We start from the raw sequence: 12,137 nt of genomic DNA, 5'->3' as shown, positions 1-12,137 counted from the left end.
ACCGCGGAAGCATGAGACTTTCGCTCCCCTCCCGCGGGCGAATCACCGCGCGACGAGTTTCAACGCGGATTGCGCCGGCAGCGATGCACGACCGAAGAGCCGCCATCCGTGCGCCTTGGACTCGATCAGGACGTACCAATTCCCGGCGATCAGATCGGGGATTTCCCCGGAATAGGACCCCGGCCCATTCGCGATCAGCCGGGTCGTATAGTCCCGGTCGTCAATCGTCGGGTGCAGGAGTTGCAGGTTCAACTCCTGCTCATCGGCCGCCACGCCGGAGCGTGACAACTGGACATCGATCCGGCCGGCATCGTGATCGAAACGGACAAGCGCGGCCATACCGAGCGTGCTCGCCCGCTCGTCACGCTCCAGGATCTGGTTGATGGCGAGTCCCTGATTGTAGTAGTCGTCGACCACCAGCCCATCGGCGGTCCTCACGGCCAGGGTGATCGTCACGATACCCATGACCACGGCGGCGGCAGGGACAGCGATCAGGAACCAGGGCCAGAATTGCCGGTACCACGGCAGCCTATCGGTCCGGGTTCGGGAGAAATGCGGTGAATCTGCTGCGTCCATGTCGGTTATTTCAACACCGGCCCGAGAAACCGCGCGGATTCCACGTGAACAATGTCTGGATTGTCGAGCGCAACCACCTCGAAATCCACCTTGCTGCTCGCGCGATCGATGTTGACCGGATCGATTCTGAGTCTCACTGGCACTTCCAGGACCCTTCCGGATTCCACCGCAAACTCACCCATCGTATTGATCAACTCGAGTCCTTCGAGCCCGGAGACGGACAACCGGTACCGGTGGGGGATCTGGTCCTTGTTGACCACTTTGATGTTATAGGTGTTCGTTATCAGGCCCTCATTGGTCTCCTTGAACAGCGCGCGACGATCCCGAATCACGTCGACCTCCAGCGGTACCCGGCCCGCGATAGAGACCACCAGCGCACCGGCGAGCACCAACAGCAGGGTCGCGTAGACGAACATCCGCGGCCTCAGGACACGCGTCTTCTCGCCGTGTACCGAATGCTCGGTGGTATAGCGAACCAATCCCTTCGGGTAGCCCATCTTGTCCATCACCTCGTCGCACACGTCGACACAGGCCGCGCAGCCGATACATTCGAACTGCAGACCGTCGCGGATGTCGATTCCGGTCGGGCAGACCTGAACACAGAGCGAACAGTCGATGCAGTCTCCGAGGCCAACCTCCGCGGGATTGACGCTGCGCTTGCGCCCGCCCCGCGGCTCTCCGCGATCGTCGTCATACGAGATAATCAGCGTGTCCTTGTCGAACATCGCGCTCTGGAAACGCGCGTAGGGGCACATGTAGATGCAGACCTGCTCCCGCATCCAACCCGCGTTTCCATAGGTCGCGAAACTGTAGAAGAGGATCCAGAATGTCTCCCACGGGCCGAGGCCCAGGGTGACGACCCTGGCCGCCAGGTCATGGATCGGGGTGAAATAGCCGATGAAGGTAAACCCCGTATACAGGGAGAACAGGATCCATGCCGCATGTTTCCCGCCCTTGATGGCGAACTTCCTGGCCGACAGTGGCATCTTGTCCAGCTTCATCTGCTTCGGACGATCACCCTCTATCCTGCGCTCGATCCACATGAAGACTTCGGTCCACACGGTCTGCGGGCAGGCGTAACCGCACCACAGGCGACCCGCCAGTGCCGTGAAGAAGAACAGGGACAGGGCCGCGATGATCAACAGGGCGGCCAGATAGAAGAAGTCTTGTGGCCAGAAGGTGATGCCGAACAGGCGAAACTGCCTGTTCGGCAGGTCGAGGAGTACCGCCTGCCTTCCGTCCCAGGTCAGCCAGGGGACACCGTAGTAGGCGCCGAGCAGGACCAACACCGCGAGTACGCGAAGTCTTGCGTAGATTCCGTGGACTTCCCGTGCGTAGATTTTTTCGCGTTTGGCGTACAGCGAACGCTCTACGGCAGCATCCTGCCCCTCGTCCGCCTGATTGGCAGGCTGGTCGTTCATTGCAATGCTAGGAAACCGATCCGGTCACTTTACTGCAGGGCTTGCAAAAGTACATTGACATTACGCAGGCGACCGCATTGATGGCCCAGAAGAAGAAAAAGCCGATCGTGTAGGCGCCGAGGCGATTGATTTCAGGCCCGCCGACACAGGTAAAGACGATCTGCGGGTCATAGATCGTAAATACGATGATCGTGGCCAGGCCGGCCGTCAGGAATGACGGCCAAAGTACCGCGACGACCCTCTGGATGAGAGGAATCGTAGAATCTCCATTTTCCATGACGCGGCATCCCCTGGCATGGTGCAACCCAAAACGATACCGGGCGCGCCTCGCGGCGCACCCGGCCAGAATCCTACCAGAAAAATCAATCTGCGGCGGAGAGGCTGTAGATATACGCCGCGATCACGTGCGACTTGTCGTTGCCGAGGAACTCCTTGTGGGCCGGCATCTTGCCGGCGCGCCCCTTGGTTATCGTCTGCTTGATTGCGCCGGGAGAACCCCCGTACAGCCAGACGTTATCGGTCAGGTTCGGGGCTCCCAGCATCTGATTACCCTTGCCGTCCGGCCCGTGGCAACCCGCGCAGACCGCGAACTTCGCCTTGCCCGCCTCGACCAGCGCGGGATCCGCGTTACGGCCGCTGAGGCTCCGGACGTAGGCCGTCACCTGCTCGACACCCTCGTCTCCCCCGATCGCCGCTGCCATGGGCGGCATGGCGCCGTTCCGCCCCTCCATGATCGAGGTCTTGATCGCGTCGGGCGTTCCCCCGTACAGCCAGTCCTTGTTGGCCAGGTTCGGGAAACCCGGACCGCCTCCGGCGTCCGAGCCGTGGCAGACCGAACAGTAGTTGAGGTAGAGCCGGCGTCCGATCGCGACCGCGTCGGGATTCTTGCCGAGCGCAACGATGTCTTGCCCGGCGTACTCGGCAAACAGAGGCCCGTATTCGGCATCCGCCTTCGCCATCTCCCGCTCGTACTGGCCGGTGTCGGTCCAGCCGAGCACCCCCTTGAAGCTGCCCAGCCCAGGATAGAGGATGAGATAGACGATCCCGAAGACGAGCGTGATGTAGAACATGTTCAACCACCAGCTCGGCAACGGTGTATTGAGCTCGGAGAGGTCTCCGTCCCACACATGCCCGACGGTCTCGTACTTCTTGCCGGGAACAAGCTTTTCGGTGGTCAACCACCGGATCAGGATGAAGCATCCGATGATACCCGCCACCGTAAATCCGATGATCCACCAGCTCCAGAACGGGCTGAAGAACTCATTGGACGCCCACATCTTTTCCGCTTCACTCATCGGTTTTTCTCCCGATTTTCGGCTCGTCGTCCGCCAGGGGAAGACGCGAGGCCTCGTCAAAAGACTTCTTTCGTTTGCCGCTCCATGCCCAGATCACGATACCGAGAAACACCACCAGCAGCAGGAGTGTCCAAAGGGAATCCAGAATCCCGTAACCCTCGGGCATCAGCGGGTCGAGGCGATCGCGGTGCCGAGTCCCTGCATGTACGCGATGACCGCGTCCAGCTCGGTCTTGCCCTCGAGCATCGCCGGCGCGTTCTCGATCTGTTCCGGCGTATACGGGTGACCCATCAGATTCAACACCTCCATCTTGCGCTTGATGTCGGAGGCGTCCGCCGGTGTTTCATCCAGCCACGGGTAGCCCGGCATGATTGATTCGGGGACCACGTCGCGCGGGTCGATGAGATGGACCCGATGCCAGTCGTCGCTGTAACGCCCCCCGACCCGCGCAAGATCCGGTCCCGTGCGCTTCGAGCCCCACTGAAACGGTCGGTCGTAGACGAACTCTCCGGCGACCGAGTAGTGACCGTAGCGCTCGGTCTCCGCCCTGAACGGCCGAATCATCTGTGAATGGCAGAGATAGCACCCCTCCCGGACGTAGATGTCACGACCCGTCAGCCTGAGCGCATCGTAGGGCTCGATCCCTTCCACCGCCTGCGTGGTCGAGGGCATGAAGTACAACGGCACGATCTGCACCAGGCCGCCTATGGCGGCGACCAGGAGGATCAGAACGATCAGCAACGCCGTGTTCGTTTCGACTTTCTCGTGGCCTTTTGCCATCTTGATTCTCCTCTGCTCAGTGCGCCGGCTCGGGGATCGCGAACTCGACGCTCTTCGCGCCGGCCACGGATTTCCAGAGGTTGTAGACCATCACCAGCAGGCCGAACAGGAAGATCGAGCCTCCCAGGAACCGGACGATGTAGAAGGGATGCATTGCCTGAACGGATTCGATAAAGCTGTAGGTCAACGTGCCGTCGATATTGACGGCGCGCCACATCAGGCCCTGCATGATCCCGGCGACCCACATGGAGGCCGCATACAACACGATGCCGATCGTCGCGGTCCAGAAGTGCACCTCCACGAGCTTGAGACTGTAGAGTTCACGATCGAACAGGCGCGGGATCAGATAGTACATCGCGCCGAAGCTGATCAGGGCATTCCACCCGAGGGCGCCGGAATGGACGTGCCCGATCGTCCAGTCGGTGTAGTGCGACAGCGCGTTGACGGTCTTGATGGACATCATCGGGCCCTCGAACGTCGCCATGCCATAGAAGGCCACGGACACCACGAGGAAACGGATCACCGGATCGGTCCTCAACTTGTCCCATGCGCCGGACAGCGTCATGATGCCGTTGATCATTCCGCCCCAGGAAGGTGCCAGCAGGATCAGGGAGAACACCATGCCCAGCGACTGGGTCCAGTCGGGCAGCGCCGTATAGTACAGGTGGTGAGGCCCCGCCCAGATATAGGTAAAGGTGAGCGCCCAGAAATGGACGATGGACAGGCGATACGAATAGATGGGCTGATTCGCCTGCTTCGGGATGAAGTAGTACATCATCCCCAGAAAACCCGCGGTGAGGAAAAAGCCCACGGCATTATGGCCGTACCACCACTGCACCATGGCGTCCTGAACACCGGCGTACGCCGAATAGGACTTTGTCAGCGTCACCGGGAGTTCGGCGCTGTTGGTGATGTGCAGCATCGCGACGATGATGATGAATGCGCCGTAGAACCAGTTCGCCACGTAGATATGCTTGACGCGCCGGATGACGAGCGTTCCGAAAAATACGATCGCATAGGCCACCCAGACGACCGCGATCATGATGTCAATGGGCCACTCGAGTTCGGCGTATTCCTTGGAGGTCGTGATCCCCAGGGGAAGTGTGATGGCGGCCAGGACGATGATGAGCTGCCATCCCCAGAACGTAAACGCCGCCAGCTTGTCGGAAATCAGCCTGACGTGGCATGTGCGCTGGACGACGTAATAAGAGGTCGCAAACAGGGCCGAACCGCCGAAGGCAAAGATAACGGCATTGGTGTGCAACGGCCGTATGCGCCCGAAGGTCAGCCAGGGTATGTCGAAGTTCAATGCGGGCCAGGCCAGTTGCGCGGCAATTAACACGCCCACGGCCATACCGACCACCGCCCAGACGATGGTCATGACGGCAAACTGCCGCACCACCTTGTCGTTGTAGGTCGTCTGCTCAGACATCTGCCTCTCCTGAGTATTGGATCAATGGTTTCCTGCTACCTGCGAGCCAGCCCCGCAGATCATGTCGATGAATTCCGTTACCGGATTTCGCCGGGACCCGAGTCGTTATCCGCCCGTGACGAACTGTGGCCCGAATCCGTACCCCCAGAGGATCGCCGTTGCCGCCAGGGTCGCGACCAGCACCACCAGACCGACCCCCAGGACTGCGGAGGAAAAGAGAAATCCCCGTTCCGGCGTCGAGACGTCCATCATGATCGGCAGGCCCGTGTAGAGCAGATACACCGAATAGGCCAGTGCAGGCAGCCCCAGCACCATGTTTAGCCAGAGGATCGGGTAGAGTTGGAAAATACCGATCAGAAACAGAGGGGTGGCGGTGTAGGACGCCAGGACGATCGCCCTCGACAGGTGCGTCTCCGCATCATAGGTCTTGCCCATCCAGTGGATCAGGTATCCCACCGATGCCACGGCGACGAGCAGGGCAAAATAGGACAACACCGCAATGACCCCCGCACTCTGCACGGTGAGCTTGACCGGCGTTTCAACACCGATCTGCCATCCGATCTGCGATGTGCCGATGAAACCGCAGATGGCCGGAATCGCCGCGAGGAACAGGGTGTGTGTCGCAAAGCACTTGCCCGTGGTGCACTCCTCGTCGTGCAACCGCTGCCACTCCCGTTTCGGGTCCGTGAACAGACCGATAATATGCTTGATGACCACTGGCGACCTCCCCCGTTGTTCTCTTCGTTGGCCCTGAACCGCCATGCTCGATAGAGTGTAACCCGCCTCAGATATCGTGCATGCGGGTTGGAAACGCGGCGAATATTAGCACCATCTTCAATTCAGTAACCGGTTGACCTCCCCGTAGTGGAGATGGATCGACTCGGACTACCTGCCGGCACACACCACCGGGTGCCGTTCGCGGAAGGACGGCATGCGCATACAGCCGGGAATCGGGTCAACGTCACGGCAGAGAATCTCCGCTGCGCCCGTCAGCCCGCAATTTCCGTCATCAACCAGGGATCAACCTAACCGATCTTATCGTAACTCGCGATCCCCGGGTTGCCCTTCACGCCCTTGAGGACCGGGGTGTTGAGCTTCTCGATCTTCACGGTCCTTTCGCGGCGGAGATAGTCCGCCACCTGGTCCCACACCGCCGGCCCCGGAGACTGCGACCCCACCGTCGCCCAACCGGCCACGACGTATTGCTTTTTCTCGTCGACCGGCTTGCCGTTGTCGAGCGTCATCTCGGTGATCCGTTCCCCGAATGCCTTGTCCGGGCTGCAGACGTAGTCGAGCCCACCGACACGCACCATGTCGCCCCCCTGCTGGTAGTAGGGATCCGCATTGAAGAGGTTGTCGCAGACGTCTTCGAGGATCAGCTTGATATCCGCGCCGCTCATATCCCGGCGATAGGTCTCCGGGTAGGTCATGCAGGTCTGGTCCAGGACGTTCTCCATAAGAATCTTCTGACCTGCCAGCACCGTGGTCCCCCAGCGGAAACCCGGGGACAGCGAGATCTGGGCGTCGTTTTCCTGGATCAGAGCATCGCAGATGACCTGATCGAATGTGCCGTTGAAGTTCCCGCGCCGGTAGAGCGTTTCGTCGGCCACTGCCAGTTCCTCTCCAATCCACGCGAGATAGGGCTTGCGCGTTTTCTCGACGAAGGCGGTCATGGCCTTGTCGGGTTCGATCATGTTCGAGAACACGGGCAACAGGCGATAGCGGAAATCACGCACTTTACCGCCCCCGACGTCGAGGTCCATGACACCGAGGAACTTGCCGTTGGAACCGGCATTGGTCACCAGCGTGGTACCGCCAGGATTCTTGACCTCGGTGGGGGCCGGCATGCCGTCGTGGGTGTGGCCGCCGAAGATCACATCCACGCCCCTGACGATCGATGCCATCTTCAGGTCCACGTCCATCCCGTTGTGGGAGACGATGACGACCGCATCGGGCTTTTCCTGGCCCCGAATCTTGTCGACGATCTGCTGCATGTCGCCATCGTTGATCCCGAAGGTCCAGTTGGGAATGAACCGCTGGGGATTCGCGATCGGCGTGTAGGGGAAGGCCTGACCGACGACCGCGATACGTGCCCCGCCGACCTCCTTGATCGTGTAGGGGGGAAACACGTGGCCGGTGTCCTCGTCGTGGACCGGCGTGCCCTCGAACAGTGCATCTTCGCTGGCCTTGACGTTCTGGGCTACGAAATCGCCCTTGAAGGCCTCGACGTTCTTGAGCACCTCCTCGGCGAGATAGGTGAATTCCCAGTGCCCCGTCATCACATCGACGCCGAGCAGATTGCAGGCCTCGACCATGTCCATGCCGCGGGTCTTGAAGGCGGTCCCGGACCCCTGCCAGGTGTCTCCACCGTCGAGCAGCAGGCTGTTGCCGTCGCCGGCCGCCTGACGCAGCTGCTTCACCAGCGTCGCCAGGTGCGCAAATCCGCCCACCTTGCCGAATGTTTCCGCGTCCTCGGTGTAGTCCAGATAGGTGAAGGCGTGCGCCTGGATCGATCCAGGCGCTATATTGAAATGGGACAGCAGCGCGTCACCGACCAGGTGGGGCGGGTTTCCGTATGCGCCGCCAACGCCGAGATTGACGTTGGGCTCCCGGAAGTAGACCGGCGTCAGCTGGGCGTGACAGTCGGTCATGTGCAACAGGCGCGCGTTACCGAACTTGGGCACCTCATAGAGGTCGCTGGGTACCTTCTTCTTTGCGTACACCGACGTGGGCAACATCCCGGCGGCACTCGCCAATCCCATCAACTGAACGAATTCGCGTCTAGACAAGCTCATCCGTATCCCTCCTCCTTTGGTGTCACGGACGTGTACCCGCCCGTACGTCGGTGATCTGAACTGTGAATAACACGCCGCACGCACCGGGAACCATCGGGATCATAATGCGCTCCCGGAGGCCCCCTGATATACGCCGACCGGGCTGTTCTCGTATCCCGGCGAAGCCAGCGATTCGGCGGTGACCGGCAGCGCGATGATAACGTACTCGGGGCATGAACGTGATAGGCAGTACCCCCGAAACACCCCACCAGGAGGGGGTAAACCGCCATGCCAAGCCCCTCTGACTCGGGTATGCTGATTGGGTGGTTTCCACCGCTCTCAGGACCCTCCTTTGGTGAAGATGTCTTTGTCCGAATCCGCACCCGCGGCCTCGCCGGTTCCGGCAAAGGGCGAAGTCTGCTATCACTGCGGCCTGCCGGTCCCGCCGGGCACCGATATCCGCATCGACATCCTGGGTGAACCCCGCGAGATGTGCTGCCACGGCTGTCGTGCTGTCGCCGGCGCCATCGTCGACGGCGGCCTGGAGAACTACTACCGTTTTCGCACCGCGAACCCCGAGCAGGGCCGAGAGGTGGTCCCCGAATTCCTCAGCAGGGCCCGGGTATACGATTTGCCCCGGATCCAGGAGGGGTTTGTTACCCGGGTCGACGGAGAGGTGCGAGAAGCGACCCTGATTCTCGAAGGCATTACCTGCGCCGCGTGTATCTGGCTCAACGAACGGCACCTCTCGCACCTGCCAGGCGTGCTCGAGGCGCACATCAACTACGCGACCCACCGGGCCCGGATCCGCTGGGACGACACGCGCACCACGCTCAGCGCGATCCTGGAATCGATCGCCGCTATCGGCTACCGGGCATACCCCTGGGACCCGGGACGCGGCCGTGAGTTGCTCGAGGCGGACCGCAAGCTCCAGTTGCGCCGACTCGGCATCGCGGGCGCGCTCGGCATGCAGGTCATGACGATCGCGGTGGCGCTCTATGTCGGCGACAGCCGTGGCATGGACGCGGGTCTGAAGACCTTTTTTCACTGGGTCAGTCTCGTACTGACGGTCCCGATCGTCGCCTATTCGGCCCGCCCCTTCTTCCGCTCGGCCTGGCGCGACCTGTCCAACCGACGGGTCGGCATGGATGTGCCGGTAAGCCTCGGCGTGCTAGGGGCGTTCGGCGCCAGCGTATGGGCCACGGTGTCCGGGCAGGGACACGTCTACTACGAGTCCGTCGCAATGTTCGTCTTCTTCCTGCTGACCGCACGATACTTCGAACTCGTCGGACGCCGACGTTCGACACAGGCGCTGGACCGGCTGGTCAAACTGACCCCTGCGGTTGCAAGCCGAATCCCCCCGACACAGGACGCGATCGACGAGACGGTTCCCGTGGCCGACCTGTCTGCGGGGGATCGGGTACGGGTCCTGCCCGGAGAGCCGGTCCCCGCCGACGGTCGGGTTCTGGAAGGGGAATCCAACGTGGACGAATCCCTGCTGACGGGGGAAAGCATGCCGGTTGCACGAGGCCGGGGCGACGCCGTCATCGGAGGTAGTATCAACGTAGGCAGTCCGCTGGTGGTACGGGTCGACAAGGTCGGCCCGGATACCGCCCTGTCCCATATCCTGAGGCTGCTGGAGAGGGCGCAAGGAGAGAAACCCGACATCAGCCGAATGGCCGACCGCGCCGCCTCCTGGTTCGTGTCCGGTGTGCTGCTGCTGGCGCTGGCCACCGCAATCTTCTGGTGGAATACCGACCCGCAACGCTGGTTCGAAATCACGGTTGCGGTACTCGTCGTCACCTGCCCGTGTGCGCTGTCCCTGGCCACGCCCACGGCGGTCACCGCGGCCACCGGCGCGCTTGCCGGACTCGGTGTGCTTTCGACCCGAGCCAATGCGCTCGACACGCTGGGCCTGGCAACCGACTTTGTCTTCGACAAGACCGGCACACTCACGGCGGGACAACCCCGTCTGCTCGCTATCGAACCGTTTTCGTCCCTCACCGTCGGGGAGGCACACCGAATCGCCGCGGCCCTGGAGCGACACTCGGAGCATCCGCTGGCCCGCTGTATCGTCGAGACGGACAGCGGAGATCCGCTGCACGCCACGGAGGTCAGGGCCCGGCCCGGCGCCGGCATCACGGGCATGGTCGACCGGGAACGCTACTACCTGGGCAACCGGGACTATGTGACCCTTCATACCGCCCAGGTCCAGGTGTCGCAGGACGAGGAGCGGGACGACGCTGAGACCCGTGTATACCTCGCGACCGCCGCCCGGCCGGTCGCCGCGTTCTCCTTCGGAGACCAGCCTCGACCCGAGGCACGCGAGGTCATCGAAGGCCTGCGTGCCACGGGATTCACAGTCCACTTGTTAAGCGGAGACCGGACAGCGGTGACGCGCGAGATTGCGACGGCCGCGGGGATCGATTCCTGCCTCGCCTCGGGCCAGCTCTCGCCCGACGGGAAGCTGGCACGCGTCAGGGAGCTGCAGTCCGAAGGGGCCGTGGTGGCGATGGTCGGTGACGGGGTCAACGATGCCCCGGTACTTGCCGCTGCGGACGTTTCCCTGGCAGTCGGCAGCGGCGCCCAGCTCGCGATGACCTCCGCGGATATGGTCATCATGGGAAAGGACCTGTCGGTGCTGCGCACATCGGTGCGACTGGCGCGGGAGATGCGCCGCATCATCCACCAGAACCTCGCCTGGGCGATCGCCTATAATCTACTGGCGCTACCGGCCGCGGCCGCGGGGCTGATCACGCCCTGGATGGCGGCTCTGGGCATGTCGGCGAGTTCGCTGATCGTAGTCGCCAACGCCCTGCGCCTGACGCGGGGTCACACGCCGAGAGGAGTCTGAGGGTGGAAGTCCTGTATCTGCTGATCCCGCTGGCGCTGCTCCTGGTCGCCATCATCGTCGGCACCTTCTGGTGGGCCACCCATTCGGACCAGTTCGACGATCTCGAAGGACCTGCCTACCGCATCCTGATGGACGACGCCCCGCCAAAACCCGTGCGACGGGACGAATCCGAGGAAAGCGGGAAAAAGCAATCCAGCGGGGCGAAGCCAACGGATGCGTGATCGCGAAACAACGAATATCGGCTATCGGATTCTCCGTTACCGGCAGGATTCCCGAATCCTGCGAACCATGTCCAGACACGCCGCGGTATTCGGGCTCCTGCTCGGCACCCTTCTGGCCGGCTGCGCGAATCTGGCTTCGAAACCGGCCGCTCCCGAAGTTACCCTGGCCGGCCTCAGGTTCGTGGATGCGGGCCTGTTCGAACAACGCTTCGCACTCAGGCTCCGCTTACTGAACCCCAACGACTTCCCGATCGAGGTGCTCGGCATGAACTACAAGCTGCTGCTGGACGATCGCCCGTTCGCCAGCGGGGTCAGCAGCAAGTCCGTGAACGTCCCCGCATTCGGCGAGGGCGTGACGGAGGTCGAGGCGATCACCAACATCACCCGGATCGTCGGCCAGCTAAAACACCTGGCCACGACCGGACAGGGACAAGGCCCGGAAGCGCTGGACTATCGGATCGAGGGCGGGATCAAGCTGTCGAACTGGGGGACCAAGATCCCTTTCGAATATGAGGGAAAGATCGGCGGGCGAGCCATTGAATCTTCTCCCTCAACCGTTCAATCGCCTTAGGCGATTTCTGTCAAATGACATACCATTCTGCTTGCCTTTTCGTCCGTCCGCTGTGTTACGACAACAGTGACATAGATCGACTATGCGCCTGTTGTCGCGCCTTGATGACGAACGATCCCGGCGCGGCGCTGTCCCTGCTTTGCTTGGGCACCGGTCTTGGGCTTCCTGCCCAAGCCGTTCACTGCTTCGCAGCTCACCCGGCGCAATCTGGTA

12 protein-coding genes are annotated in these 12,137 nt (G+C 61.9%); 3 read left to right on the top strand and 9 right to left on the bottom strand.

Features of this window, described 5'->3' with window-relative positions; genetic code table 11:
- Positions 1-42 precede the first annotated feature (42 nt).
- The 9 genes from LJE91_04685 to soxB form a co-directional block, all read right to left on the bottom strand.
- Positions 43-576: a FixH family protein gene (locus LJE91_04685; protein MCG6868036.1), complete on the bottom strand. Its 534-nt coding sequence runs from the start codon at positions 574-576 to the stop codon at positions 43-45.
- Between the two features lie 5 nt (positions 577-581).
- Entirely contained in the window at positions 582-1,997 is a 1,416-nt protein-coding gene (ccoG, locus tag LJE91_04680; protein ID MCG6868035.1) for a cytochrome c oxidase accessory protein CcoG, read from the bottom strand.
- A 7-nt stretch (positions 1,998-2,004) separates the two neighbouring features.
- Positions 2,005-2,274, bottom strand: coding sequence for a hypothetical protein (locus LJE91_04675; protein ID MCG6868034.1), 270 nt, complete (start codon positions 2,272-2,274; stop codon positions 2,005-2,007).
- Between the two features lie 85 nt (positions 2,275-2,359).
- Positions 2,360-3,292 carry a cytochrome-c oxidase, cbb3-type subunit III gene (ccoP, locus tag LJE91_04670; protein MCG6868033.1) on the bottom strand — a complete coding sequence of 311 codons (933 nt, stop codon included), beginning with the start codon at positions 3,290-3,292 and terminating at the stop codon, positions 2,360-2,362.
- The gene (locus LJE91_04665) at positions 3,285-3,458 is read right to left on the bottom strand and encodes a cbb3-type cytochrome c oxidase subunit 3 (protein ID MCG6868032.1); all 174 of its coding nucleotides are present in this window, start codon (positions 3,456-3,458) and stop codon (positions 3,285-3,287) included. The genes ccoP and LJE91_04665 overlap by 8 nt, the downstream gene beginning before the upstream one ends.
- Positions 3,458-4,072 (bottom strand): cytochrome-c oxidase, cbb3-type subunit II, encoded by a 615-nt coding sequence (gene ccoO, locus LJE91_04660; protein ID MCG6868031.1) that lies wholly within the window; start codon positions 4,070-4,072, stop codon positions 3,458-3,460. The genes LJE91_04665 and ccoO overlap by 1 nt, the downstream gene beginning before the upstream one ends.
- 16 nt (positions 4,073-4,088) lie before the next feature.
- Positions 4,089-5,504: a cytochrome-c oxidase, cbb3-type subunit I gene (gene ccoN, locus LJE91_04655; protein MCG6868030.1), complete on the bottom strand. Its 1,416-nt coding sequence runs from the start codon at positions 5,502-5,504 to the stop codon at positions 4,089-4,091.
- 105 nt (positions 5,505-5,609) lie between these two features.
- Positions 5,610-6,221 (bottom strand): YIP1 family protein, encoded by a 612-nt coding sequence (locus tag LJE91_04650; GenBank protein MCG6868029.1) that lies wholly within the window; start codon positions 6,219-6,221, stop codon positions 5,610-5,612.
- Positions 6,222-6,529: 308 nt separating this feature from the next.
- Entirely contained in the window at positions 6,530-8,299 is a 1,770-nt protein-coding gene (gene soxB, locus LJE91_04645; protein MCG6868028.1) for a thiosulfohydrolase SoxB, read from the bottom strand.
- 346 nt (positions 8,300-8,645) lie between these two features.
- Between soxB and LJE91_04640 the strand changes: the two genes are divergently transcribed.
- From LJE91_04640 to LJE91_04630, 3 genes are read left to right on the top strand one after another with little or no spacing between them, the layout of a single operon-like run.
- The gene (locus LJE91_04640) at positions 8,646-11,132 is read left to right on the top strand and encodes a heavy metal translocating P-type ATPase (protein ID MCG6868027.1); all 2,487 of its coding nucleotides are present in this window, start codon (positions 8,646-8,648) and stop codon (positions 11,130-11,132) included.
- A 2-nt stretch (positions 11,133-11,134) separates the two neighbouring features.
- Positions 11,135-11,353 (top strand): cbb3-type cytochrome oxidase assembly protein CcoS, encoded by a 219-nt coding sequence (ccoS, locus tag LJE91_04635; GenBank protein MCG6868026.1) that lies wholly within the window; start codon positions 11,135-11,137, stop codon positions 11,351-11,353.
- Positions 11,346-11,924, top strand: coding sequence for an LEA type 2 family protein (locus LJE91_04630; protein ID MCG6868025.1), 579 nt, complete (start codon positions 11,346-11,348; stop codon positions 11,922-11,924). Before ccoS ends, LJE91_04630 begins: the two co-directional genes overlap by 8 nt.
- Positions 11,925-12,137: the final 213 nt, after the last annotated feature.

This window comes from Gammaproteobacteria bacterium (assembly GCA_022340215.1).
Lineage (GTDB): Bacteria > Pseudomonadota > Gammaproteobacteria > JAJDOJ01 > JAJDOJ01 > JAJDOJ01.
The sequence above is the reverse complement of the archived record's forward strand: the minus strand, read 5'-3'. Positions and strand labels throughout refer to the sequence as shown.